At 58.2% G+C, this 24253-nt stretch carries 22 protein-coding genes; 14 read left to right on the forward strand and 8 right to left on the reverse strand.

Features of this window, described 5'->3' with window-relative positions:
- Positions 1 to 7 precede the first annotated feature (7 nt).
- Both I9H09_RS23325 and I9H09_RS23330 read right to left on the reverse strand, forming a co-directional pair.
- Positions 8 to 865 (reverse strand): sulfurtransferase, encoded by an 858-nt coding sequence (locus I9H09_RS23325; RefSeq protein WP_024690430.1) that lies wholly within the window; start codon positions 863 to 865, stop codon positions 8 to 10.
- 55 nt (positions 866 to 920) lie between these two features.
- Complete coding sequence (locus tag I9H09_RS23330; RefSeq protein WP_122346875.1) at positions 921 to 1583, reverse strand: TetR/AcrR family transcriptional regulator; 663 nt, start codon at positions 1581 to 1583, stop codon at positions 921 to 923.
- 332 nt (positions 1584 to 1915) lie between these two features.
- Between I9H09_RS23330 and coaD the strand changes: the two genes are divergently transcribed.
- Positions 1916 to 2395, forward strand: a complete 480-nt coding sequence (gene coaD, locus I9H09_RS23335; RefSeq protein WP_005896345.1) for a pantetheine-phosphate adenylyltransferase — start codon at positions 1916 to 1918, stop codon at positions 2393 to 2395.
- Between the two features lie 98 nt (positions 2396 to 2493).
- Positions 2494 to 2745, forward strand: a complete 252-nt coding sequence (locus I9H09_RS23340) for a YfhL family 4Fe-4S dicluster ferredoxin (protein ID WP_002555640.1) — start codon at positions 2494 to 2496, stop codon at positions 2743 to 2745.
- Between the two features lie 8 nt (positions 2746 to 2753).
- On the opposite strand, the gene I9H09_RS23345 is transcribed toward I9H09_RS23340, so the two are convergent.
- The 3 genes from I9H09_RS23345 to I9H09_RS23355 form a co-directional block, all read right to left on the reverse strand.
- Positions 2754 to 3092: a multidrug transporter gene (locus I9H09_RS23345; RefSeq protein ID WP_122312066.1), complete on the reverse strand. Its 339-nt coding sequence runs from the start codon at positions 3090 to 3092 to the stop codon at positions 2754 to 2756.
- A gap of 95 nt (positions 3093 to 3187) precedes the next feature.
- Complete coding sequence (gene mutM, locus I9H09_RS23350; RefSeq protein ID WP_005896340.1) at positions 3188 to 4000, reverse strand: bifunctional DNA-formamidopyrimidine glycosylase/DNA-(apurinic or apyrimidinic site) lyase; 813 nt, start codon at positions 3998 to 4000, stop codon at positions 3188 to 3190.
- Positions 4001 to 4045: 45 nt separating this feature from the next.
- Positions 4046 to 4912 carry an HDOD domain-containing protein gene (locus tag I9H09_RS23355; protein ID WP_024690429.1) on the reverse strand — a complete coding sequence of 289 codons (867 nt, stop codon included), beginning with the start codon at positions 4910 to 4912 and terminating at the stop codon, positions 4046 to 4048.
- A 185-nt stretch (positions 4913 to 5097) separates the two neighbouring features.
- Here I9H09_RS23355 and I9H09_RS23360 point away from each other — a divergent pair, with 185 nt between their 5' ends.
- Both I9H09_RS23360 and I9H09_RS23365 read left to right on the forward strand, forming a co-directional pair.
- A complete protein-coding gene (locus I9H09_RS23360; RefSeq protein ID WP_005896337.1) occupies positions 5098 to 5637 on the forward strand; it encodes a type 1 glutamine amidotransferase domain-containing protein in 540 nt (179 codons plus the stop codon).
- 106 nt (positions 5638 to 5743) lie between these two features.
- A complete protein-coding gene (locus I9H09_RS23365; protein ID WP_122312067.1) occupies positions 5744 to 6940 on the forward strand; it encodes a class I SAM-dependent rRNA methyltransferase in 1197 nt (398 codons plus the stop codon).
- A 127-nt stretch (positions 6941 to 7067) separates the two neighbouring features.
- On the opposite strand, the gene I9H09_RS23370 is transcribed toward I9H09_RS23365, so the two are convergent.
- Complete coding sequence (locus tag I9H09_RS23370; protein ID WP_122312068.1) at positions 7068 to 7814, reverse strand: TraX family protein; 747 nt, start codon at positions 7812 to 7814, stop codon at positions 7068 to 7070.
- Between the two features lie 99 nt (positions 7815 to 7913).
- Here I9H09_RS23370 and I9H09_RS23375 point away from each other — a divergent pair, with 99 nt between their 5' ends.
- From I9H09_RS23375 to msrA, 6 genes are all read left to right on the forward strand, one after another.
- Complete coding sequence (locus I9H09_RS23375; RefSeq protein ID WP_005896333.1) at positions 7914 to 8954, forward strand: threonine aldolase family protein; 1041 nt, start codon at positions 7914 to 7916, stop codon at positions 8952 to 8954.
- A gap of 123 nt (positions 8955 to 9077) precedes the next feature.
- Entirely contained in the window at positions 9078 to 10520 is a 1443-nt protein-coding gene (locus tag I9H09_RS23380; protein ID WP_122346876.1) for a TldD/PmbA family protein, read from the forward strand.
- Positions 10520 to 11845, forward strand: a complete 1326-nt coding sequence (locus tag I9H09_RS23385; RefSeq protein WP_122367058.1) for a TldD/PmbA family protein — start codon at positions 10520 to 10522, stop codon at positions 11843 to 11845. Before I9H09_RS23380 ends, I9H09_RS23385 begins: the two co-directional genes overlap by 1 nt.
- A gap of 9 nt (positions 11846 to 11854) precedes the next feature.
- Entirely contained in the window at positions 11855 to 13300 is a 1446-nt protein-coding gene (gene mdtD, locus I9H09_RS23390) for a multidrug transporter subunit MdtD (RefSeq protein WP_122324852.1), read from the forward strand.
- A gap of 215 nt (positions 13301 to 13515) precedes the next feature.
- Positions 13516 to 16209 (forward strand): sensor domain-containing phosphodiesterase, encoded by a 2694-nt coding sequence (locus I9H09_RS23395; protein ID WP_005896323.1) that lies wholly within the window; start codon positions 13516 to 13518, stop codon positions 16207 to 16209.
- Between the two features lie 146 nt (positions 16210 to 16355).
- Positions 16356 to 17003, forward strand: a complete 648-nt coding sequence (gene msrA / locus I9H09_RS23400) for a peptide-methionine (S)-S-oxide reductase MsrA (protein ID WP_122312070.1) — start codon at positions 16356 to 16358, stop codon at positions 17001 to 17003.
- Between the two features lie 259 nt (positions 17004 to 17262).
- Here msrA and I9H09_RS23405 read toward each other — a convergent pair whose 3' ends face one another.
- On the reverse strand, positions 17263 to 18099 hold the full coding sequence (locus I9H09_RS23405) for a 23S rRNA (adenine(2030)-N(6))-methyltransferase RlmJ (RefSeq protein ID WP_005896317.1): 837 nt from the start codon (positions 18097 to 18099) through the stop codon (positions 17263 to 17265).
- Positions 18100 to 18477: 378 nt separating this feature from the next.
- On the opposite strand from I9H09_RS23405, the gene I9H09_RS23410 reads away from it, so the two are divergent.
- Positions 18478 to 18708, forward strand: a complete 231-nt coding sequence (locus I9H09_RS23410; RefSeq protein ID WP_005896314.1) for a DUF6124 family protein — start codon at positions 18478 to 18480, stop codon at positions 18706 to 18708.
- 122 nt (positions 18709 to 18830) lie between these two features.
- Complete coding sequence (locus I9H09_RS23415) at positions 18831 to 19097, forward strand: hypothetical protein (RefSeq protein WP_122312073.1); 267 nt, start codon at positions 18831 to 18833, stop codon at positions 19095 to 19097.
- 194 nt (positions 19098 to 19291) lie between these two features.
- On the opposite strand, the gene gbcB is transcribed toward I9H09_RS23415, so the two are convergent.
- Positions 19292 to 20392 carry a glycine-betaine demethylase subunit GbcB gene (gene gbcB, locus I9H09_RS23420; protein WP_005896307.1) on the reverse strand — a complete coding sequence of 367 codons (1101 nt, stop codon included), beginning with the start codon at positions 20390 to 20392 and terminating at the stop codon, positions 19292 to 19294.
- Between the two features lie 308 nt (positions 20393 to 20700).
- Here gbcB and gbcA point away from each other — a divergent pair, with 308 nt between their 5' ends.
- Both gbcA and I9H09_RS23430 read left to right on the forward strand, forming a co-directional pair.
- Positions 20701 to 21999: a glycine-betaine demethylase subunit GbcA gene (gene gbcA, locus I9H09_RS23425; protein WP_122346878.1), complete on the forward strand. Its 1299-nt coding sequence runs from the start codon at positions 20701 to 20703 to the stop codon at positions 21997 to 21999.
- 220 nt (positions 22000 to 22219) lie between these two features.
- Positions 22220 to 23953 (forward strand): fibronectin type III domain-containing protein, encoded by a 1734-nt coding sequence (locus I9H09_RS23430; RefSeq protein ID WP_122346879.1) that lies wholly within the window; start codon positions 22220 to 22222, stop codon positions 23951 to 23953.
- Positions 23954 to 24253: the final 300 nt, after the last annotated feature.

Below are 24253 nucleotides of genomic sequence, written 5' to 3' on the forward strand. Positions count from 1 at the left end.
GTGCGGATCAAACGGCGCCGGTGGCGACTTCTCGGGTCGGATCGTTGATCCATTCGCTCCAGGAGCCCGCATACAGAGTGCCTAGGGGATACCCCGCCAGGCACAATGCGAACAGATTGAGGCAGGCCGTCACGCCTGAACCGCAGTACGACACGAGGTTTTCCGGAGGGCGGCCTTGCAGCGTTTCAGCAAACCTCTGCCTGAGCTGCTCAGGCGGCAGAAAACGTCCATCGGAGCCGAGATTGACACTGCAAGGCACACACTGCGCGCCGGGAATATGGCCGGCGACAGGGTCGAGCGGCTCTATGTCACCGCGGAAACGGGCTTCGGCACGAGCATCGATCAGGGTCATTTCCGGACGCCCGAGACGGCCTTGCAATCGACTGCCGCTCAGTAGCATCGACATGTCCGGTTCGCCCTGAAAACTGCCCGGCTCATGATTCGGTGCATCCAGACTCAGCGGCAGGCCTGCTAAATGCCAGGCTTTCAAGCCGCCATCCAGCAGATAAACGCCCTCGCGCTTACCCATCCAGGCCAACAGCCACCACGCTCGCGCGGCATACATGCCGGGGCCATCGTCATACAGCACGATCTCGCTGTGCGGGTCGATGCCCCAGGCTTGAATGCAGTGCAACAAGGCGGCTGGCTCCGGTAACGGATGACGCCCTGTCTTGCCCTTGATCGCCGGTCCACTGAGGTCACGCTTCAGATCGGCGAAGGACGCGCCTTCAATATGGCCCTGAGCGTAACTGCGCTGACCATAATCAGGATCTTCCAGTGAAAAACGACAATCGAGAATCACCAGACCAGGTTTTTCCTGGCGTGCAGCCAGTTGTTCGGGACTGATCAGTTGCGCGATGGACATGACACTCTCCTGTGGCAAAAAACCGGATGACCGGGCCGCTCACCGCGCCTGGCATTCATGCCAGAACGTCGGGCAGCGACGAATGAAACGTCCCACACAACGCGTCAAATGCTTCACGGGCCTGCGGGGCGACAAAGCCTGACTCAAGCATAAGCACTTGATAGACCCCACGTCGAATGGCTGATTCGCTCACCTGCGTAGAGTCCTCGCGGTTTGTGCACAGAAAACGCACCCATGAGGTCAGAACGATCCAGGTATTGAGGCTGGTAAATTCGATCTGCGATTCATCCATTTCCAGAATGCCAGCCTTGATGAACCCTCGATAGATGTCCATTGCCTGCATCAGGCAGCGGTAAGAGAAACGCCGATAGCGTCGGGCCAGTTCTGCATCCGACGTCAGCAGGTGCTCTAGATCGCGGTGCAGAAAACGGTAGCGCCACATGGCGTCGATGATCGCCAGGAAGTAATCGCGTTTGTCCTCGATCGTCGGCGATCGGGTGGCCGGCAGCGTCAGGAAACTGCCTATCAGCAGCTCATAAGCACTGAACAGTTCAGCGATGATGACCTGCTTGTTGGCGAAGTGGTAATAGAGGTTGCCGGGCGATATACCCATGTGCGCAGCGATATGGTTGGTGGTAACGCTGCGTTCGCCTTGCTGGTTGAACAGCTCCAGGCTGGTTTGCACAATCCGCTCACGGGTTTTGGTACGGGCCGCCATGCTGGATCAGGCCTCTCGGTTGCTGATGAGGTAATGGCGATATTAACGCAAGAGTTTGCGCAGCGGGATACACCTGGCCTGCGATCGAAACACGGTTGATGCCTGAAGAACGGTAAGGTCAGCTGCGCGGTTTTGCGCATGACAGGCAAACTTTTCGAACGATGACCGCATCAATCTCGTGGCGAAAATAGCCCCCTATTCAGGGTATTTCGAGCAAAAGATGACCGATAATCGGCGCAATACAGTCTTTGCGACCTGTCGAGCGGCTTGGCCCATCGGGAAGGCTGCGATACCATCCGAGTCCCACAACGGACTCCGACCAGGACGACGCGATGAACCGAGTGTTGTACCCAGGCACCTTCGACCCGATTACCAAGGGCCATGGAGATCTGGTCGAGCGCGCCTCGCGCCTGTTCGACCAAGTGGTCATTGCGGTTGCCGCCAGCCCGAAGAAAAACCCGCTGTTCCCGCTGGAGCAACGCGTCGAGCTGGCCCGAGAGGTCACCAAGCACTTGCCCAACGTGGAAGTCGTCGGTTTTTCCACGCTGCTCGCGCATTTCGCCAAGGAACAGAACACCAACGTCTTTCTGCGCGGCCTTCGTGCCGTATCGGACTTCGAGTACGAGTTTCAACTGGCCAACATGAACCGCCAGTTGGCGCCGGACGTCGAAAGTCTGTTCCTCACGCCTTCAGAGCGTTACTCGTTCATTTCCTCGACGTTAGTGCGAGAAATCGCGGCGTTGGGCGGCGATATCACCAAATTCGTCCACCCGGCTGTCGCCGAAGCGCTGACAGAACGCTTCAAGCGCTGACTGCGCTGCATGTGAAGGTGCATCCCGGAGCCTAATGCGGCACAATTCGCCGCATTGGTTTTCATGTGCCCCGGCGTCGGCCGCGGCAGGAGCAATTCATGTCCCTTATCATCACTGACGATTGCATTAACTGCGACGTCTGCGAACCTGAGTGCCCGAACGAGGCGATTTCACAAGGTGAAGAGATCTACGTGATCAATCCGAACCTGTGTACCGAATGCGTGGGCCATTACGACGAGCCACAATGCCAGCAGGTCTGCCCGGTAGACTGCATCCCGCTCGACGAAAATCATGTCGAGAGCAAAGAGCAATTGATGGACAAGTACCGGATCATCACCAGTAAAGTCTGACCCCGGCTTTACTGCTGCTTGCCATACCCGTCGCCGGTGCAACCCAGGCAACGTACAAACGCAGCCTTGCCCGGGTCTACTACTAACGCCTTGCCGGTAGCGCCGAGATTGCCGCCTGCCGCAGCGAAAGGCGAGGCAATAACGAACAGACCGGCGCCGATGATAGTGGCCGCGATCAGCAGCGGTCGTGCGATGAGCAGGTCGCCGATCATCGCAAAGGCTGGCGGGTTCTGAATGGTGTAGACCGGATCGCCACTGCCTTCGGTGACATCGGCAGCAACTGCAGGCGTTGCCTGCAGGCCGAGGAACAACGCCAGCGTGGCAGCGAGAATGCGAAACGGGCTCATGGCGTGGTCCTTCAGGCGTAGCAAATTAAGATGCCATCACTATAAACGCGGATGGGTGTTAAGCAAGTGCGCCACGCAGGCACTCAACGGTTATTTCAGCGTTGACACTTCGGGCAGTAGACGCTGGCACGCTGACCCAGCTTGATCTCGCGCAACAATGTGCCGCAGACCTTGCACGGCAGACCGCCACGCCCGTAGACAAACAGTTCCTGCTGAAAATACCCTGGCTTGCCATCGCCGCCAATGAAGTCGCGCAACGTCGTGCCGCCACGCTCGATGGCGTAGGCCAGAATGCGCTTGATCTCTATCGCCAGCTTCAGATACCGCGCCCGGGAGATACCCCCGGCTTCGCGGCGCGGATCGATGCCCGCCGCGAACAGTGCTTCGGTCGCATAGATATTCCCCACCCCAACCACAACCGCGTTGTCCATGACAAACGGTTTGACCGCGATCGACTTGCCACGCGAGCGCTCGTAAAGGCGCTCGCCGTCGAACAGATCCGTCAGTGGCTCCGGTCCGAGGCGAATCAGCAATTCGTGGTTATGTGGATCAAGGCTCCAGAGCATGGCGCCGAACCGACGCGGGTCTGTGTAGCGCAATGCCAACCCGGACTCCAGTTCGATATCGACATGCTCGTGCTTGAGCGCAGGAAGGCCGGCTTCGACCAGGCGCAGGTTGCCTGACATGCCCAGGTGACTTATCAACGTACCCACTTCGGCCTGGATCAGCAGGTACTTGGCGCGCCGATCCACCTGCACGATGCGCTGCCCGGACAGGCGGACGTCCAGATCTTCGGGGATGGGCCAGCGCAAACGGCTGTCGCGTACGATCACACGGCTGACGCGCTGCCCTTCAAGATGCGGCGCAATGCCGCGGCGGGTGGTTTCGACTTCGGGTAATTCAGGCATGGATAACTCGGTCGTGCAGAAAGGACAAGCTGGCGCTGCGCAGGATCAGCGCGCGCCCAGCTCGCGGATGCTTTCCCTCAGGTATTCAAAGTCATATCCGGACAGGCCCACGTAATCGAGCACCAGAGGACCAACGCATTCCCATTCGTGGTCTTCGTTCTGATTGCCCAATACCTGATAGGACTGGCAGATATGCTCAGCCATTTTCAGTGGCGCCAGAAGGTTCTTGAGCGTGGCATTACGGCTGGTATCGTCCTGAAAAATCGCCAATGCGTTGTGATGATTGGCAATCGCGTCGGTAACGTGCGCAGGCAAACGCCATGATTTGGCCGTGTAGTAACCGACGACCGAATGATTGGTATGGAAGACGCTGTTTTCTGTGTCGACGATACGGCAATCGGGTCCTGCACTGGCATAGGCGTCTTCGAGCACCGGCATGTAGTTGGGGAACCGCTTGAGCATCAATGGAATCCCGCAATCGTGAAACAGACCCAGAGCGTAGGATTCATCCACAGTTTGCGAGCCTATGCGCTTGGCCAGCGTCATGCTGGTCATCGCGACATCCTGCGCCGTGTCCCAGAAGCGGTTGAGCGCAACGATGGTTTCATCGGTCATCTCGCCCCTGATCGACTGTGCATTGATCAGATTGATGACCGTACGACTGCCCAACAACACCACAGCCTTGTCAATCGAGGCAATCTTGTTAGACAGGCCATAGTGCGGCGAGTTGACGATCTTCAGCAATGCACCCGACAAGCCAGGGTCCTGCGCAATCAGTCGCGCAATGGCCCCAAGGTCCGGGTCGGGCATGTATTGTTCCATCTGCAGATCCACCATGATCTGCGGCTGCGGAGGCACACTGATGCCCTGCAACGCTTGCTGGATCTGCTCTTGGCTCAGCTCTTCGGACATAGCAATTTACTCACGGTAATGACTGGATTCTGCCCCCTTGCAAGGCAACGGTCCATCGTCCAGATCGAAGATATTCTTGGAACTTTGCCGAACGCGAGGCTTCGGACCTTGTGTTGACGGCGTGCATGACGGCCCCAAAACGGCCCGCCAGCCGCTATTCCGAAAGCCCGACACTGGAGGATCCCATGTCTAAAGCACTGACTGGCAAACGCATCGCAATTCTTGTAACCGACGGTTTCGAGCAGGTAGAACTGACCGGTCCAAAGGAAGCGCTGGAGCAAGCAGGCGCTACCGTTGAAATCCTTTCTGCTGAAGAAGGCCAGGTCAAAGGCTGGAATCACGACAAACCTGCCGATGATTTCAAGATCGACCGTACGTTCAAGGCTGCCAACGCCAGCGATTATCATGGCGTTGTGTTACCGGGCGGCGTCCAGAACTCCGACACCATCCGCATAGACACTGACGCACAGAAGATCGTCAAGGGCATCGAGGCCGCAGGCAAGCCTGTTGCAGTCATTTGCCACGGCGGCTGGTTATTGATATCGGCAGGCCTGGTCAAAGGTAAAACCCTGACCAGCTTCGAGACGCTGAAAGATGACCTGGTCAATGCCGGTGCAAAATGGGTTGATCAGGAAGTGGTCGTCGACGGCACGTTGATCAGCAGCCGCCAGCCAGACGACATCCCGGCCTTCAACAGCAAACTGATTGAAGCGCTGTCTGCCTGATCACTCAAGCTGATCAACTGACCAGCTGGGTCAGTTAATTGCCGTCATCCCGGCGCATGACCGGGATGACGCGCTATAATCCCGCTCTTTTTTCAGGAGCGACGTCATGTCCCTGCCTAGCTTGCGCCTCAAAGCCAACGCCGACCGCCGACTGCGCGCCGGTCACCTGTGGGTCTACAGCAACGAGATCGATGTAGCCGTCACGCCGCTGCATGGCTTTGCAGCCGGTGACCAGGCCATCCTCGAAGCAGCGGGCGGCAAGCCGCTGGGCATCGTCGCCATGAGCCCCAACAACCTGATTTGCGCACGCCTGGTATCGCGCGACATCAAGCTGCCACTCGACAAGTCGCTGCTCGTGCATCGCATCAATGTAGCGCTGTCGTTGCGTGAGCGCCTGTTCGACAAGCCTTTCTATCGTCTGGTCTACGGCGATTCCGACCTGCTGCCGGGCCTGGTGGTTGATCGCTTCGGTGACATTCTGGTGGTTCAGCTGGCCTCGGCAACGATGGAAAACCACAAGGAAGACATCGTCGCGGCGCTGGTACAGGTCATCAAGCCAAGCGGCATCCTGTTCAAGAACGATTCGGCAGCGCGCGACGCGGAAGGCATGAATCGCTATGTCGAGACTGTGTTCGGCCTGGTCCCTGAATGGGTTGCCCTGGAAGAGAACGGCGTGAAGTTCGAAGCTCCGGTCATGGCCGGGCAAAAGACCGGCTGGTTCTATGACCATCGCATGAACCGTGCGCGCATCGCCCCTTACGTCAAAGGCAAGCGTGTGCTGGACCTGTACAGCTACATCGGCGGCTGGGGTATTCAGGCCGCGGCCTTCGGCGCCAGCGACGTGACCTGTGTCGACGCATCGTCCTTCGCCCTTGACGGCGTGGAGCGCAACGCAGCCCTGAACGGTTTTGCAGAAAAAATGACCTGCATCGAAGGCGATGTGTTCGAAGCTCTGAAAGAGCTGAAAGCCGGTGAAGAGCGTTTCGACGTCATCGTTGCCGACCCGCCTGCGTTCATCAAACGCAAGAAAGACATGAAGAATGGCGAGGGCGCCTACCGTCGCCTGAACGAACAGGCCATGCGCCTGCTCAGCAAGGACGGCATTCTGGTCAGCGCCTCGTGCTCGATGCACCTGCCGGAAGACGACCTGCAGAACATTCTTCTGACCAGCGCTCGCCATCTGGACCGCAACATCCAGCTGCTCGAGCGCGGCGGCCAGGGCCCCGACCACCCGGTCCACCCCGCCATCGCCGAAACGCGCTACATCAAGAGCATCACCTGCCGACTACTGCCGAACAGCTAACGCCCGAATGGACGCTCTGCATCGCAAGGACGCAGAGCGTCCAGAACGGCATGCGACGCAGAGCGCCGCACGATAGTTGTATCTGATGCCTGAAGGGCAGCTTTGCGTCGCACGATAGCTGCGATTCTCAAACCCGCTCCAACGCCCCCCGCAACCCCAGCAACACCAGGAAATGCAGCGGGTAAATCGCATAGGCCCAGCGCCGCATCGGGATCACTGCGAACTCAGGCTTTGTCCGCAGCAATGCCATGCCCAGCACAGGTGCCAACACGCACGCGACGATAGACCCTAAGGAAATCGGATCACCCCAACCCGCGCCCGCGAACATCTGTGGCCAGGCGTTGCCTGCCAGGCAGAAAACAGCCGGAAACACTGCGTACCAAAGGCGCCTTTCCTGCACCAGTACGAAGACCAGCGGCAGCAACACTCCGGCAAAGCCAAACATCAGGTATTTCTGAAAGATCGCTGTGAGCAGCAGCGCGACAACGGCCATCACTCGGGTTGCCGGGTTGCGATGCTGCCAACCCTGAGCAATCAGCAAGCCCAGTAGCAGCGTCGGCATGACGTTCAATACCGTGGCATCCTCCATGAACAGCCGATACGGAATCTCGGATAACGCCGCAAATGCCAGCAACCAACCCAGGTAGCGCCATTGCACACGCGGCGCCACAATGGCTGCGCTGCGTCTTGAGAGATTCACGGCGATTGCCAGACAGAACCAAGGAAAGGCGAAACGCCCCGGCACGTAAAGAAAATCGACTGACCAACCCACATAGCGCAGATGATCGAGCACCATGCTCAACATCGCCAGCCACTTGAGCAGGTCCAGCGCCTTGTTGCGTCCTGGCAGAAAAGGCGGGTTGGATAGATCCATATCACTCCAGATCGGGTAAGTCGGTCCAGCAGTCAACACATGACCGCACTCACTATTGTCGCTACAGTGCGCACCATAATCGCCCATAAGGAATCGGCCATGACAGACCAAAGCCAACAGTTCGCCAGCGACAATTATTCCGGTATCTGCCCCGAAGCCTGGGCGGCAATGGAACAGGCGAACAAAGGGCACCAACGCGCCTATGGGGACGATCAATGGACTGCGCGCGCGTCGGATGATTTCCGTCGCTTGTTCGAAACCGACTGCGAAGTGTTCTTTGCGTTCAACGGCACGGCCGCCAACTCTCTGGCGCTGTCCTCGTTGTGCCAGAGTTACCACAGTGTCATCTGTTCGGAAACGGCTCACGTCGAAACCGATGAATGCGGCGCACCGGAGTTCTTCTCCAATGGCTCGAAACTGCTGACGGCTCGCAGCGCTGGCGGCAAGCTGACGCCCGAATCGATTCGTGAAGTGGCACTCAAACGTCAGGACATTCATTACCCCAAGCCACGGGTCGTGACCTTGACCCAAGCCACTGAAGTGGGGGGTGTCTATCAGATTGAAGAACTCAAGGCGATCAGCGCGACCTGCAAGGAGCTGGGCCTGCATCTGCACATGGACGGCGCACGGTTCTCCAATGCCTGTGCCTTTCTGAACGCATCGCCGGCCGAGCTGACCTGGAAATCCGGCGTCGATGTGCTGTGCTTTGGCGGCACCAAAAACGGCATGGCGGTAGGCGAAGCCATCCTGTTCTTCAACCATGATCTGGCCGAAGACTTCGATTACCGCTGCAAGCAGGCCGGGCAACTGGCGTCGAAAATGCGCTTCCTGTCAGCGCCGTGGGTCGGCTTGCTGGAAAACGACGCTTGGCTCAAGCATGCGCGCCACGCCAACAGTTGCGCACAGTTGCTGGCTGAACTGGTCGAGGACATCCAGGGTGTGGAACTGATGTTTCCGGTGCAGGCCAATGGCGTGTTTCTGCAACTGTCGGAGCCGGCGATTGCAGCCCTGACAGCAAGGGGCTGGCGTTTCTATACCTTCATCGGTAATGGTGGCGCTCGCTTCATGTGTTCATGGGATACCGAAGAAGAGCGCGTGCGTGAACTGGCTGCCGATATCAGGCTGGTGATGCAGGGCTGAAGCGTCTATCTCAAGCTTGCAGGTGCAGCCTGACGATCTACGGGGTAATCTCCTTCTGAAAGGCAATCGGCTCAAGACGCCGTACGGACTTCACCGACCGCCCTCAAGAAGGAGCTTGTCTGCATGTTCGATTTCTCCGCCCGGCTCAAGCAGCACTTCGCTGCTCTGCAGAGTGAAGCGCAATTCTTTTCGTTACGTTATGTAAGGCGCACAGGCCAGCATTTGTGCGTGCGTAAAAACGTGGCCGAACCACCGTCACTGACCAGCGACGAAGGCGCCATGCTGACCGTGCGCCTGAACGGCGTCGAGGCCTACGCAGCCACCAACGATACGTCACGGGCTGGTTTGCAGGCCGCCCTGCAACAGGCTGAGGCACTGGCGCGCCGTCTGGCACCACATACGCTGTTAGACCTGAGCGAGCAGGCCGTTTCAACCGCCAGGGCTGACTATCTGTCACCGAACATGGATCAGGCCTTCCCGCCGCTGAGCGACTGTATCGGCCTGCTGATGGTCGAATCCAGCGCAGTTCCGAAGGACGAGCGGCTGGTCAACTGGCAGGCCATTCTGGGGCTGGAAACTGTCGAGCAGTTCTATTTGAACACTGCGGGCGCCGAGCTTCGTCAGGCGCAACGCTTTGTTTTCCCCGGCATGAGCGTGACGGCGTACGACGGACATGACAGCCAGACCCGTACGCTGGGCGGCCATAATTTTGGTCAACAGGGCGGCCTTGAAGTGTTGAGCAGTTGCGGGCTGATCGGCTCCGCTGCCAGCGTCGCCGATCAGGCCTTGCAACTGATTCTTGCGCCCAATACGCCATCCGGCCCGCGCGACCTGCTGTTGATGCCGGACCAGATGGTGCTGCAGATTCACGAGGCAATCGGTCACCCGCTGGAGCTGGACCGGATTCTCGGCGACGAACGTAACTACGCAGGCACCAGCTTCGTGAAAATGTCGGATTTCGGCACGCTGCAGTACGGCTCCAGTCTGTTGAACGTCACGTTCGACCCGGACATTCCCGAGCAGTTGGCAAGTTACGCGCACGATGATGACGGCACGCCAGCGAGCAAGCAGTTTCTGATTCGCGAAGGCGTGCTGCAACGCCCGCTCGGCGGCGCGCTGTCGCAACACCGCAGCGCCATGCAAGGTGTCGCCAACAGCCGCGCCTGCAACTGGAATCGCGCACCGATCGATCGCATGGCCAACCTGAACATCGAACCGGGCGACCGGTCCATGAACGACCTCATCGGCAACATCGAACACGGCATCCTGATGTCGAGTAACCGTTCCTGGTCCATCGACGATGCACGCAATAAATTCCAGTTCGGCTGCGAATGGGGCCAGTTGATTGAAAATGGTGAATTGAAAGGCGTGGTGAAGAACCCTAACTACCGGGCGATATCCGCGCAGTTCTGGAAAAGCCTCAGCGCCGTGGGCGACGCCAGCACCTTCAAGGTTCTGGGCACGCCCAACTGCGGCAAGGGCGAACCCAATCAGGCGATCTGTGTCGGCCATGCGTCTCCGGCCTGTGTGTTTGCCGATGTCGACGTATTTGGAGGGGCTGCCTGATGACGCACCAACAGCAATTCGAAACACTGGTCGCCGCGCTCAAATCGGCCATCAACCCCACCGAACAGTTCACCCTGGCGTACGACGCCGAGGTGTCGGATTTCATTCGCTTCAATCACGGCCAAGTACGTCAGGCCGGGCAGGTTCAGCAGGCGGTCGCCGTCTTCAAACTGATCGACAACGGCCGCCACGCCAATCTGGAGCTGACGCTTTCCGGCGACGCCGAGACAGACACCCAACGCCTGACCGACGCTTTGCAGAAACTGCGCGAAACGCTGCCATCGTTGTCCGAGGACCCGTATCTGCTGCCCAATACCGAGGCTTGGCGAACCGGTAATGTACAAGACGCGCCGCTGCCGGACAGCGCCCAGGTCGTTGCACAGATCTGCGCGTTGTCGAGTGGTCTGGACCTGGTGGGTTTCTACGCTGCGGGGCCGCTGTACCGTGGTTTTGCAAGTTCCTGGGGGGCGCTGGGCTGGCATCAGGCCAACAGCTTCAATTTCGACTGGAGCCTGTTTCACGAGAACGGCCAGGCGGTAAAGGCAAACTATGCCGGTCACGACTGGAACAGCGAGGCCTTTGCCCGGCGTTTCGAGCAGGCACGTGAGCAACTGGAGTTTCTCGGGCGCCCGCTGCACACCCTTGCACCTGGCCAATACCGAGCCTATCTGGCCCCTGCGGCGGTCGATGAAGTGATCAGCATGCTCACTTGGGGCGGGTTTTCCGCCCAGGCGCTGGCCAGTAAACGCAGCCCGCTGCAGCGTCTGTATGACGGGGATACCCGGTTCAGCCCGCTGGTGAGCATCGACGAGCACGTCAGCGGCTCATTCTCGCCAGCCTTTTCGAGAGAAGGTTATCCGCGCAAGGACCTCGCCCTGATCGTCGACGGGCAGGCCCGTGAGCGATTGGTGGACTCAAGCAGCGCTGCCGAATATGACCTGCCAGCCAATGGCGCCGATTACGGTGAAGGGCCGAGCGCGCTGGAGATGGCGGGCGGTTCGCTGGAGATGGACCAGGTGCTTGAAAAGCTCGGGACAGGTCTTTACATCAGCAACCTGTGGTACTTGAACTTCTCGGACCGCGCGGCGGCACGCCTGACTGGCATGACACGTTTTGCAACGTTCTGGGTCGAAGACGGAAGGATCGTTGCGCCGGTCAGCACCATGCGCTTCGATGACAGCGCCTACAGCCTGCTGGGCAGTGCGCTGGAGGACCTGACTCGAGAGCGGGAGCTGATCCTGCAATCGAGCACCTACAGTCAGCGCCAGACCGGTTCCACCCACTTGCCGGGCGCGCTGATCAGCCAACTTACTCTTACGCTGTAAAAGGAGCCTATGCAGAACTCAGCGCCGATCATGGACGAAAAGACCCTGCGCTGGATGCCGTGGGTCATTGCCATTGCGTTCTTCATGCAAAGCCTGGACGGCACGATCCTCAATACCGCGCTGCCGTCCATGGCCCGCTCGCTGGCAGAAGACCCGCTGCGCATGCAGTCGGTGGTGATTGCCTACATGCTGACCATTGCGCTGTTGATTCCGGCGTCAGGCTGGATCGCTGACCGGTTCGGAATCAAACGCATTTTTTTCAGCGCCATTCTGCTGTTCAGCTTCGGCTCACTGCTGTGCGCGCTGTCCTGGTCGCTCGACGTACTGGTGGCAGCACGCGTGATTCAGGGGTTGGGGGGCGCACTGATGGTGCCCATCGGGCGGCTGATCGTACTGCGCGCCTACCCCCGCTCGGAACTGGTGCGGATAATGGGCTTCATCACCGTGCCCGGCTTGCTCGGGCCATTACTGGGCCCGACACTGGGCGGCTGGATGGTCGAGTACCTGAGCTGGCACTGGATCTTCCTGATCAATATTCCGGTCGGGCTTTTAGGTTGCTACGCGGTCAAACACTTCATTCCTGACCTTGCGGGAGGTGGCCGCACGCACTTTGACGGCATCGGGTTCATCCTCTTCGGCGCGGCGATGGTGCTGATCACCATCGCTTTGGAAGGCCTGGGCGAATTGCACCTGCCGCACATGCGTGTGGTACTGCTGCTGTTTGCCGGGATGGGTTGCCTGGCAGCGTACTGGTTGCGCGCCGGGCATATCGAGTCGCCGCTGTTCGCGCCTTCGTTGTTCCGCACCCGGACATTCGCAGTAGGCATCATGGGCAACCTGTTTGCTCGCCTCGGCAGCGGCGCCCTGCCGTTCCTGGTGCCGTTGTTGCTGCAAGTGGCGCTTGGCTATTCACCTTCTCAGGCGGGCATGAGCATGCTGCCGCTGGCCGCCGCAGGCATGTTCGCCAAGACGGTGGCGCGCTGGCTGATCGAACACCTGGGTTATCGACACATTCTTACCGGCAATACACTGCTGCTGGGGATCCTGCTGGCCAGCCTTGCGCTGGTGGACATGGAGACCCCTTATTGGGTGCTGCTGATACAACTGGCGCTGCTCGGCGCGGTGAATTCGTTGCAGTTCACGGCGATGAATACTGTGACGCTGATCGACCTCGACGACGCCAGCGCCGCGAGCGGCAACAGCCTGCTTTCAGTGGTCGCGCAGCTGTCGCTGAGCCTTGGAGTTGCCAGCGCTGCAGCATTGCTGGGCGGTTTCAGTGAAGAAGTAGCCACCGGCGAGGTCAGCAGCATGCTGGGAGCCTTTCAAATGACGTTTCTGAGCGTCGGAGTGCTGGCGATGTTCGCGGCCGGGATTTTCCTTCAGCTGCCCGTCAAGGCCGCAGAAATACGCTCCGGCAAGGCCGCAACGCTCAACGATGAGGTGAAAGAAAACTGACCCATATAGCTGAAAACAGGGGCTTTAACCTGAAAAAACAGGGTATTTTAAGTAACTGACCAGATACATTGCAGAACCGGGACAATCGGCCGACACATTTATAGCACTAAGCCACCGTGGTCTCTTGTAAGCATGGGCCGCATGATGCAACCTTGCCGTACGCGAAAAGCGGGTTTACGCCCGTCGCGACTAGTATTCTGGAAGCGAGTTTGTTCATGAAAAGCCAAACCGATGCTGCCGGTAGATCCGCAGCCGAGGTAGTGACGCAATTGCCAGTGCCTTCTCGCCTGGGCATGCTGCGTTTCGAGAGGCTTAATGAAGCCAATTGGGCGCTGCTGTTTCTCGATCCAAACTGTGAAAAGCAGTTAGGGCTGCCCGCGGTTGACCTTTGCGCTCTGATTGGATCCCCTTATGCCAGTCTCATGGAGCCGGAAGCACGTTATCAACTTCACGATGACATACAGCTGCAACTGGCCTCTTCTCCGAATTACCTGATCCGCTACACCCTGCACAGCCCTAAGGGGCCGCTTGGCCTGCTGGAAATCGGCGAAGGCTACAGGCAGCACAACCGGCATCTTCTGCGGGGCTACTTTCTGATCGTCGAGGGGCTTGTCGTAGACAACGAGCAAGCCACAGACTCCGATCTCGAAACCCGCAACCTCAGGCTGCAGATTGCGCTGGAACTCAACCAGCGTGCCCAGCGTGACCAGTTTGCCCACCTGGAACGCGTACGTGCTCAGCAGGACCTGATCCTGCGCCTCACGCGCCACCGCTACACAACCGCCAACACGATGCTGGAAGCGGCAGAACTGATCACCAGAAGTGCCTGCGATATCTATGATCTGGACCATGCCAGTATCTGGAACCTCAACGAAAAGCGCCTGGAGCCGATCACCGACTACCACCGGGAAAGCGGCAACTATCAAACCCTCTCACCGATCGACATCAGCCCTTACCCCACTTACTTGCAGGCGCTGAACACCAGCCGCGCAATCGACGCCAGCGACATCCAGAAAGACCCGCGCACCCGCGAGATGGCAGAAAGCCTCAGGCCAGGTGAAACCCGGGCGGTCCTGGATGCCAGTATTCGTATCGACGGGCAGGTCGTCGGTGTGCTGTGTCTTGAGCAGACCGGCGCGACGCGCGACTGGCAGTCCGACGAGATTGCCTTCGCCGGCGAACTGGCCGACCAGTTTGCCCAGGTCATCAACAACCACAATCGGCGCGCCGCGACCATTGCATTGCACCTGTTCCAGCGCGCGGTCGAACAAAGCGCCAACGCGTTTCTGCTGGTCAACTGCAATGGGGTGGTCGAGTACGTCAACCCGAGCTTCACGGCGATCACCCAGTACAGTTCCGACGAGGTCTCCGGGCGCAAGCTATCGGAACTGCCGGCGCTGGAAAATCTCAACCAGCTGCTGCTGGAAGCCAACTCCAGCCTGACCAACAGCAATAGCTGGCAGGGCGAATTCAAAAGCCGACGCAAGAACCTCGAACCCTACTGGGGGCAGTTGTCGATTTCCAAGGTGTATGGCGACAATCGTGAGCTGACGCACTACATCGGTATCTACGAGGACATCACCCAGAGCAAGTTGGCCCAGCAGCGCATCGAGCGCCTGGCCTACACCGACAACCTGACCAACCTGGGCAACCGTCCGGCGTTCATTCGCAATCTGGATGAGCGCTTTGCCCGCGACACCGACACGCCCATGAGCCTGTTGCTGGTCGACATCGACAACTTCAAGCGCATCAACGACAGCCTGGGTCACCAGACCGGCGACAAACTGCTGATCAGCCTGGCACGCCGCCTGCGCAACACGTTGAGCCCTTCGGATGTGCTGGCACGCTTCGCCAGCAACGAATTTGCCGTGTTGCTGGACGACACCGATCAAGAGGCCGGGCAGGCCATCGCCAGCCAGGTCCTGGCCACTCTGGACAAACCGATGTTTGTCGACAACCAGTTGATCAGCGTCACCGGCTCGGTAGGCCTGGCCTGCGCGCCGATTCACGGTCGTGATCCGCAGACCCTGATGAAAAATGCCGGTCTGGCCCTGCACAAGGCCAAAGCCAATGGCAAGCATCAGGTTCAGGTGTTCACAGAAGCGCTGAATGCCGAGGCCAGCTACAAGCTTTTCGTCGAGAACAACCTGCGCCGCGCGTTGACCCAGAACGAACTGGAAGTGTTCTATCAACCCAAACTCTGCCTCCTGACCGGCCGCCTGCTGGGCATGGAAGCGCTGCTGCGCTGGAACCATCCAGAAAAAGGCATGATCCGACCGGACCAGTTCATCAGCGTTGCCGAAGAGACCGGTTTGATTATCCCCATTGGCAAATGGGTCGCGCGCCAGTCGTGCCGCATGAGCAAAGACCTTACCGCAGCGGGTTTCGGGCACCTTCAGGTGGCGATCAACGTATCGCCGAAACAGTTTTCCGATCCCGAGCTGGTGTCATCGATTGCCTCGATCCTCAAAGAGGAAGAGCTTGACCCGTCGTTGCTGGAACTGGAACTGACCGAAGGCCTGCTGCTGGAAGCCACAGAAGACACGCGTCAGCAACTCGACTCGCTGAAGAAGCTTGGCCTGTCACTGGCGATGGATGACTTCGGAACAGGCTATTCCTCTTTCAGCTATCTGAAAAAATTCCCCATCGACGTGATCAAGATCGATCGCAGTTTCATCCGCGATATTCCGGATGATGAAGACGACATGGAGATCACCTCGGCGGTCATCGCCATGGCGCACAACCTCAAGCTCAAAGTGGTTGCCGAAGGCATCGAAACCGCTGCCCAGCTGGCGTTTTTGCGTCGCCATCGCTGTGATGTCGGTCAGGGTTATCTGTTCGACAGGCCCATTCCCGGCGAAGAGCTGGTCGAGAAGCTGAAGCGCTACACCCGTCGCCCATCGGCCTGAGCACCTTCCCTGCACCCTGCTCTCTCGGGCACACTGTTGCTCTGTTATTACACGGCAGCCCTTGTTTCTGCGTGTAACGGGACCTATGTCATTGTATTAACCCGTCCTGTTACCTGCTGCCGTCTCACAACGAGAGGATATGGTTCATGACTCTGCGCTCGGAAATTCTTGTGAACAAAAACGTATTGCCTACCGCCGAACAAGCTCTCCCAGGTCGTGAAACACCGATGGCGCTTCCGGAAACCCACTTCGTCAACGGTAACCCGCTGCTGGGGCCATTCTTGAGCAACGTAGAATTCGCTATTTTCGGCATGGGCTGCTTCTGGGGTGCAGAACGTCGCCTGTGGCAACAGGAAGGTGTTGTCAGCACCGTTGTCGGTTACGCGGGTGGGTTCACGCCTAACCCGACCTACGAAGAAGTCTGCTCAGGCCTGACCGGGCACACCGAAGTGGTACTGGTCGTTTACGAGCCTGAGAAGATCAGCTACGAATCGTTGCTCAAGGTGTTCTGGGAAGCCCATAACCCGACTCAGGGCATGCGTCAGGGCAATGACATCGGCACGCAGTACCGTTCTGTCATCTATTGCACGCGGCCTGAACAGCTCGCCGCAGCCAAAGCCAGCGCCGAAGCGTTTCAGGCGGAACTGAGCAAGGCCGGTCTGGGCGGGATCACCACTGAAATCGAAGAAGCGCCGACTGTGTACTTCGCCGAGGCGTATCACCAGCAGTACCTGGCCAAGAACCCGCAAGGCTATTGCGGCTTGGGCGGCACGGGGGTTTGTCTGCCTGCCTGAGGGACCGACGGGGGCTCAAACCTCCGTCATCCTGCGTCCTGCCTGACGCCTGCATTGGGGCTTGTTACGCAAAGCGTCACGAAAGGCATCCCCGCGCTGGAGCGTGAGGAACGATAGGCCCCGGGCTACTTCTGAGGCTATCCCTACACGATGAGCTTCCAAACCGACCTCTATCGTGCCCATGCTCCGCGTGAGTATGCAGGCCTGGACGCTTTGCGTCCGCCCTTGACCGCGCAACCCTGCGCGAACTTACGCTCGCTTACTCGGCGATCAACCAGTCCATCTTCCAGCCGCCCTGAGTCTGGCCCAGTTTGTCGGCCAGGTAAGGCATCAGTTCGCGCAGCTCTTCTTCAAGGCCCCACGGCGGGTTGGCGATAGCCAGACCTGAACCGTTGAGACTCGCCGGGGTGTCCAGCGGATGGACATACAGCTCGACGCGCAGCAACTTGGGCGCGCCGGTTTCTGCCAGGTCCTGATAGAAACGTCGCAGCAGGCGCGGGTCTTTGATCGGGTACCAGATGGCGGCGACCGTCTGGCGCATGCGCCCGATGGTTTCCTTGAGCGCCACTGCGCAACGTTTCATTTCATCCAGTTGCTCGAACGGCGGGTCGATCAGCATCACGGCACGCTTTTCAGCGACGGGCAGCAGTGCGCGTGGCACGTGCCAGCCCTCTCCCAGATGCACCGCGACGCGGCGGTCGCCCTTCATGTTTTCCTTGAGCAGACGCCCGTCTTCAGGGTGTTTTTCATTGAGCAACACCCGCTCGCGCTCGCGAGTCAGGCGGCGGGCCAGCTCCGGCGAGCCGGGGTAGTAGCGCAACTCGCCATCAGGGTTCATGTCATGCAGCACTTGCAGGTAATCAGCCGTCAGCGCTGGCAAGTCCGGGGTATCCCACAGACGACCAATGCCTTCGAGCCACTCGCCGGTGCGAGAGGCCTGATCACCTTTTAGGTCGTACAGCCCGAGCCCGGCATGGGTGTCGAGATAGGCGAACGGCTGCTCCTTGCGCGCCATAAGGGCGATCAGGCGAGTCAGAGTAAGGTGTTTGAACACGTCGGCGTGGTTGCCGGCGTGGTAGGCGTGACGGTAATTCATGGCAGCTCCTGGCAGGCTGCGCAGTTTAGCAAACCTGAGCCGCGAACAAGAATTTGTAACGAATTTGCGGGACTCGTCTGTATCACTTGAAGGAAATTTCCGAGAAACTCCCAGCCCCTTGTGCCTGCCCATTTCGATCACTACTCTGCGCCCGTCGCTGCATATCAGCGATGAGGATTAGTAGCCCTCGGTGTGATTAGGCGCAATGCGCCACCTTGTGCAAGGCGCTTGTTTACGGCCTGCATCTTTATGGTGGCCGTGCGTGGGGCGTCTCCGGATGCACCGGTTCCTAATCACCGGGCTACTACCTGCGTGCGGCCGCCACCTTCGATTAGTAGCCGAAGTGACGACCTACTGATTATTGATTAGGAGTCTCACATGCTAAAAATCGTCCCCGACCCGCCCTTCTTCAGCGCCCGCCCAAAGGTCAGCCACGAAGATGCCCTTCTGTATGCCAGTGACCTGCTGCGCTGCGCCGCAACCAGCGCCTACGAATTCAGCGACAGCATGAGCGGCGCACAGCGAGACATGACGCTCACGATCATGCACCTGGTGGACATGGCAAAGGTCATGGTCGACAACACGATAGAAAACCTGCAAACCGAATGACCACAATCTGAACTGAAAACGACGCACCTGTAGTCAATCCTGCCATCCGCACCCTGCAAGGGTTGCTCGCAGCCAGCTGTCCTACCAGAATCGGAAACAGCCCGATCAAAGGAACAGACGCCATGATGCACGCGGACTTGATAGACCAGGAAGACCTGCTCGGCCAGCTGAGAGCATTAGGATTCGAAACGCCCAGCGGCGCCACGGCCGAACAAGCCTGCGCACACGCCGTTTGCGGCCTCAACGCAGAACGCGCGACGGCCCTTCGACGTCTGATAGAGCAACTCCTGACCGGCAGCGCAACCCTCCTCCCCGCCGTCCGCCAGGCCATCGACCAGCAGTTGCTGCCTGCGCTGGCGGCTTATAAGCAGAGCCACAGTGGATCATGAGCTCGTTGATTACGAGCTGATCAATAAGATCGTGATCTTGATTCAGCATGAGTCGGGGCTTGTTAAGAAGGCACTCGAGCGTTTCAGTCTGATTACCGATGATTCGTGTCAACGGCTGAGATAAAAAGCCATTGCCCCTGTTAGCGTCGCGGCGAAAACTTGTGACGCTTTGCGTCACATAGTTTCAGGCGTGCTCAATACTCAATCCGCACATCACCCTTCGGCACGCTGCAGCAGGACAGGATGTAGCCCTCTGCAACATCTTCATCGGTAATGCCGCCGTTGTGTTCCATCTCCACTTCGCCACTTGTTTTCATGACCTTGCACGTTCCGCAGATGCCCATGCCGCAGGCCTTGGGGATCATCAGGCCGAGTTTGGCTGCGGCTGCGTGTACGGTTTCTCCCGGTCCAACGCGGATGCTTTTGCCGGTCTCAGTGAACTCGACCTGATGCAGGTCAGCCGCGTCGATATCGGGCGCGTCGGCGGCGATTTCTGCCTGTTCGACGGCATCGGCACGGGCTTCGGCGGGTGTCGCGCCGAAGGATTCTTCATGGTATTGCGCCATGTTGAAGCCATTTTCCAGCAACAGGCGCTTGACCGCTGTCATATAGGGCGTCGGCCCGCAGCAGAACACTTCGCGCTCCATGAAATCCGGCGCCATCAGCTCAAGCATTTTCTGATTCAGGTAACCGCGATAGCCCGCCCACGGATCGCCCAGCCCGTGCTTTTCGCAGACCAGATGCAGGCTGAAGTTGTCGATCCGCGACGCCATGTGCTCCAGCTCGCGATGGTAGATGATGTCCTTGGGCGAGCGGGCGCTGTGCACGAACACCATGTCGACGTTGGCGTTGGTGTCATAGAACCAGCGTGCCATCGACATGACCGGCGTAATGCCCACACCGCCACTGAGGTAGAGGATTTTCGGGTTCGGGAAATCGATGGCATTGAACAACCCGACCGGGCCATGCACTGCCAGCTCCTGCCCTTCGCTCAACGTGTCGTGCAGGTAATTGGAAACCCTGCCACCAGGCACGCGCTTGACGGTAATCGAAAAGCTGTAGGGCACCGAGGGAGAACTTGAGATGGTGTACGAGCGCATGATCGGCAGACCGTCGATCTCCAGCTCCAGGGTCACGAATTGCCCAGGCTTGAAAAAGAACATGATCGGCTGATCGGCCATGAAGCAGAAAGTGCGAACGTCCCAGGTTTCCTGGATGACTTTGACGACTCGTACCAGGTGGCGCCCGTTGGCCCATGTCTGGGTGGTAACCGGGCTCAGGAAACTTTGGGACATACGTGATCTCCACGGCCGACTGTCGGCCTCTCATAGTGCGGATTCTGCGTAACGCGCGAGACGACCATTTACCTATCAACGACATTCACGTACTTACCGCGACCAGCCCCGGTGTACAAGGGCTGTCGCGTCGGGAACGGATGCGGCCATGTCGCCCATGGATATGGTTCGCCAAGCGCCCCGCTCCACACTCGCCAACAGGGATTATCGGCATGAACGACTGATTTATTGTCTTGCGTGCAACGCGCCCACAACCGTATCAGCCACATTCGCAGGCCGCCCATGACGCGGTCATGAGGGATTTAACGATGGACGTCACCGCAACCTTGAGCCTGGGCGATCCGCTGGAACCTGCACGCAAGGCCACTGCCGAGATGCTGCAGAATCGCGAGCGCACTTACTCGCTGCCGCAGCCTTTCTACAGTGATGAAAGGCTGTTTGAAATCGATATGCAGGAAATCTTTCATAAAGAGTGGTTGATCGCAGGGATGACCTGCGAAATCCCGACCAAGGGCAACTACCTGACATTGCAGATCGGCAAGAACCCGATCCTCGTGGTGCGCGGCCCGGACGGCGCGGTCAACGCGTTTCATAACGTGTGTCGCCATCGCGGCTCGCGCCTGTGTACCGCCGAAAAAGGCAAGGTCGCCAAGCTGGTTTGCCACTACCATCAATGGACCTACGAGCTGGACGGACGCCTGCTTTATGCTGGCACCGAAATGGGCGACGACTTCGACATGAAGCAGTTCGGCCTCAAGCCCGTCCATGTGAAGACCGCAGGCGGTTACATTTTCATCAGTCTGGCGGAGAATCCGCCGGCCATTGACGAGTTCCTGTCGACCCTGCGCCACTACATGGAACCCTACGACATGGAAAACACCAAGGTGGCGGTGCAGACCACCTTGATGGAAAAAGCCAACTGGAAGCTGGTTCTGGAGAACAACCGCGAGTGCTATCACTGCAGCGGCTCTCATCCCGAGCTGCTGAAAACCCTGCTGGAATGGGACGACGTCACAGACCCGCGTGCAGATCAGGCGTTCAAGGACCATGTCGCCGCATCCGCCGCTGCCTGGGATGCAGAGAAAATCCCCTACGCTCACGCCAGCTTCGGGCTGCGCAACCGCATAGTGCGCATGCCGTTGCTCAAGGGCACTGTCTCGATGACTCTGGACGGCAAGGTCGGCTGCAAGAAACTGATGGGCCGCATCCAGAACCCGGAACTGGGCTCGATGCGCATCCTGCACCTGCCGCACTCCTGGAATCACTGCATGGGCGATCACATCATCGTGTTCACCGTGTGGCCCATCAGCGCACAGGAAACCATGGTCAGCACCAAGTGGATTGTCCACAAGGATGCAGTCGAGGGTTTGGATTACGACGTGGAGCGCATGCGCCAGGTCTGGGACGCCACCAATGATCAGGACCGTCGCCTGGCCGAAGAGAACCAGCGTGGCATCAACTCCTCCGCCTACCAGCCAGGCCCTTACTCGAAAACCTACGAGTTCGGCGTGGTCAATTTCGTAGACTGGTACAGCTCGCGCATGCTGGAAAACCTCGGGGCCGAGCCAGCAGCGTATTTGAAAGGTGTGGCGGTAAATCACGAATAGGGCGTTAACCCCGCTGACGCGGCGCTTCAATTGATCGATGCCAGTGCAAACTCACTTCACTCCTGAAGTGGGTTTGCCAACCCCTCAGGCCCACCTCTCAAGTCGGCAATCCTCGGCACAACTGCCCTTGCGTCGATACCGTCATTTCTGACAGTTACGTGAAAAACCCCTTCGTGGTCCACTCCAGTTGAAGTCAATCCAACGGACGGAGACACGGACCATGCTCAACCCGAAAATCGTCAATCAATATAAAAATACAAAAACCGACGCAGCCTCGGCCATGACGGATATACGAGGAAAAAATATCCTCATGGGTTTCTGGCATAACTGGCCTTCCGAACCCGGTCAGGGGTACAAGCAGGGCCTTTTCAAAGAGATGCAACTGACAGATATCCCCGAGGCTTATAACGTCGTGGCAGTGGCCTTCATGAAGGGTGCCGGCATTCCTACCTTCAAGCCTTATAACCTCAGTGATGACGAGTTTCGCGCCCAAGTGGCAACACTGAATGCGCAAGGCCGTGCGGTACTGATTTCACTGGGTGGAGCGGATGCTCATATCGAGCTGCATGCAGGCCAGGAACAGGCGCTGGTCTATGAAATCATTCGGCTGGTTGAAATCTATGGTTTTGACGGGCTGGATATTGATCTTGAGCAGGCCGCCATTACATTCGCAGATAACCGTACCGTATTACCGGCAGCGCTGCGGCTGGTGCGTAAACATTACGAGGCAGAAGGAAAGCACTTCATTATCAGTATGGCGCCGGAGTTTCCATACCTGAGAGCAGCGGGTTCCTACCTCGCCTACATCAACGCCCTGGAAGACCTGTACGACTTTATCGCGCCTCAGTACTACAACCAGGGCGGCGATGGCATATGGGTCGATGAGTTGAACCTATGGGTTACTCAAAACAACGACACTCAAAAGAAAGCATTTCTTTATTACCTGACCGATAGCCTGATCCACGGCACACGGGGTTACGCATCAATTCCGGCTGACAGGCTGGTGATCGGGCTGCCCAGCAATAATGATGGTGCCGCTACTGGTTATGCGGTTGACCCACAGGACGTCAAAGGCGCACTGCAGGAACTGGCAGACGCTGGCAGCCCGATTCGCGGCCTGATGACATGGTCGGTCAACTGGGATGCCGGTAAGGACAAGCACGGCAAGGAATACGATTGGGAGTTCGTGAAACGCTATGGTTATCTCACCAGTGGTGAGACGCCTTTGCCAGGGAAACCGTCAATACCTGCTGACCTTACATTGTCGGGGCAGACAGAGAACTCGGTAACACTGATATGGCGGCTCTCTGAAGGTGCACACCCGGTGCGCATCTATAATTTATTCCGGGACGGCAGACCTGTAGGTACTACAACGGCGCCGCCTTTTATCGATACAGCTGTTTCGCCTGGCGCCATATACGACTATCGGATCAGCGCAACTGACATTGAAGGGAACACGTCGGACTTGTCCCAAGTGCTGAAGGTATACATGTTTCACGAACAACCGCCATCAACACCTGGCAATTTTAGAGAGATTGAAGTTACCTCAACCAGTGTCACGCTCGCTTGGAAAGCCTCTACCGGACCTCATCTCATCGCCTATTATCGGGTTTTCCGAAATCGTAATCAGGAATTCAGGGTTTACCCGCCAGATACCCATTATACCGACACCGGACTGACGCCCAATACAGCCATTAGTTACAGCATCGGAGCCCGGGATGTAGAGGGCGGTTTATCCAGAGAAAGCGAACCTCTGCACGTCAGTACCACACCTGAGGACGGCAACGGTATTGAAGACTGGAAAGCAGGTGTCGCCTACGCGCTGAATCAAGAAGTGAACCATCACAGTTTTACGTATAAGTGCCGTCAGCCCCATACTTCAATCCCACAGTGGGCACCCGATATTCCTGGCTCGGAATCTTTGTGGCTGCTGCTGGGGCCAGCAGGTCTATAGAACGATAGCTTACTCGGCGCCTGCACGCGCCATCACCGTGGAGCGGGCTCCGCTCCGCGGTGACCAAAAGCCCGCCCGAATGAGCAAGCCATTTATCCACAGATGGCGCGGTCGTCAGGTAACAAACACTCAGTCGACAACGAACTTGTTAAATTCTGCACTAATCAAGAATAGCCCAACACCGCTGTGTGTTTTTTGATCAGAGGACCGATACCCGCGTACCTGAAGGGCTGCAGCCAAGCGCCAACAACTTATCCACAGAAGCGCCAACAGACTTTGGGCATAACCTTGATTAAATAG

It is taken from the genome of Pseudomonas tremae (assembly GCF_023278125.1).
Taxonomy (GTDB): domain Bacteria; phylum Pseudomonadota; class Gammaproteobacteria; order Pseudomonadales; family Pseudomonadaceae; genus Aquipseudomonas; species Aquipseudomonas tremae.

Bases quoted from the DNA above. Each gene is read 5' to 3' on its own strand.
- I9H09_RS23325 (WP_024690430.1), bottom strand. From the start codon at position 865: ATGTCCATCGCGCAACTGATCAGTCCCGAACAACTGGCTGCACGCCAG.
- I9H09_RS23330 (WP_122346875.1), bottom strand. From the start codon at position 1,583: ATGGCGGCCCGTACCAAAACCCGTGAGCGGATTGTGCAAACCAGCCTG.
- coaD (WP_005896345.1), top strand. From the start codon at position 1,916: ATGAACCGAGTGTTGTACCCAGGCACCTTCGACCCGATTACCAAGGGC.
- I9H09_RS23340 (WP_002555640.1), top strand. From the start codon at position 2,494: ATGTCCCTTATCATCACTGACGATTGCATTAACTGCGACGTCTGCGAA.
- I9H09_RS23345 (WP_122312066.1), bottom strand. From the start codon at position 3,092: ATGAGCCCGTTTCGCATTCTCGCTGCCACGCTGGCGTTGTTCCTCGGC.
- mutM (WP_005896340.1), bottom strand. From the start codon at position 4,000: ATGCCTGAATTACCCGAAGTCGAAACCACCCGCCGCGGCATTGCGCCG.
- I9H09_RS23355 (WP_024690429.1), bottom strand. From the start codon at position 4,912: ATGTCCGAAGAGCTGAGCCAAGAGCAGATCCAGCAAGCGTTGCAGGGC.
- I9H09_RS23360 (WP_005896337.1), top strand. From the start codon at position 5,098: ATGTCTAAAGCACTGACTGGCAAACGCATCGCAATTCTTGTAACCGAC.
- I9H09_RS23365 (WP_122312067.1), top strand. From the start codon at position 5,744: ATGTCCCTGCCTAGCTTGCGCCTCAAAGCCAACGCCGACCGCCGACTG.
- I9H09_RS23370 (WP_122312068.1), bottom strand. From the start codon at position 7,814: ATGGATCTATCCAACCCGCCTTTTCTGCCAGGACGCAACAAGGCGCTG.
- I9H09_RS23375 (WP_005896333.1), top strand. From the start codon at position 7,914: ATGACAGACCAAAGCCAACAGTTCGCCAGCGACAATTATTCCGGTATC.
- I9H09_RS23380 (WP_122346876.1), top strand. From the start codon at position 9,078: ATGTTCGATTTCTCCGCCCGGCTCAAGCAGCACTTCGCTGCTCTGCAG.
- I9H09_RS23385 (WP_122367058.1), top strand. From the start codon at position 10,520: ATGACGCACCAACAGCAATTCGAAACACTGGTCGCCGCGCTCAAATCG.
- mdtD (WP_122324852.1), top strand. From the start codon at position 11,855: ATGCAGAACTCAGCGCCGATCATGGACGAAAAGACCCTGCGCTGGATG.
- I9H09_RS23395 (WP_005896323.1), top strand. From the start codon at position 13,516: ATGAAAAGCCAAACCGATGCTGCCGGTAGATCCGCAGCCGAGGTAGTG.
- msrA (WP_122312070.1), top strand. From the start codon at position 16,356: ATGACTCTGCGCTCGGAAATTCTTGTGAACAAAAACGTATTGCCTACC.
- I9H09_RS23405 (WP_005896317.1), bottom strand. From the start codon at position 18,099: ATGAATTACCGTCACGCCTACCACGCCGGCAACCACGCCGACGTGTTC.
- I9H09_RS23410 (WP_005896314.1), top strand. From the start codon at position 18,478: ATGCTAAAAATCGTCCCCGACCCGCCCTTCTTCAGCGCCCGCCCAAAG.
- I9H09_RS23415 (WP_122312073.1), top strand. From the start codon at position 18,831: ATGATGCACGCGGACTTGATAGACCAGGAAGACCTGCTCGGCCAGCTG.
- gbcB (WP_005896307.1), bottom strand. From the start codon at position 20,392: ATGTCCCAAAGTTTCCTGAGCCCGGTTACCACCCAGACATGGGCCAAC.
- gbcA (WP_122346878.1), top strand. From the start codon at position 20,701: ATGGACGTCACCGCAACCTTGAGCCTGGGCGATCCGCTGGAACCTGCA.
- I9H09_RS23430 (WP_122346879.1), top strand. From the start codon at position 22,220: ATGCTCAACCCGAAAATCGTCAATCAATATAAAAATACAAAAACCGAC.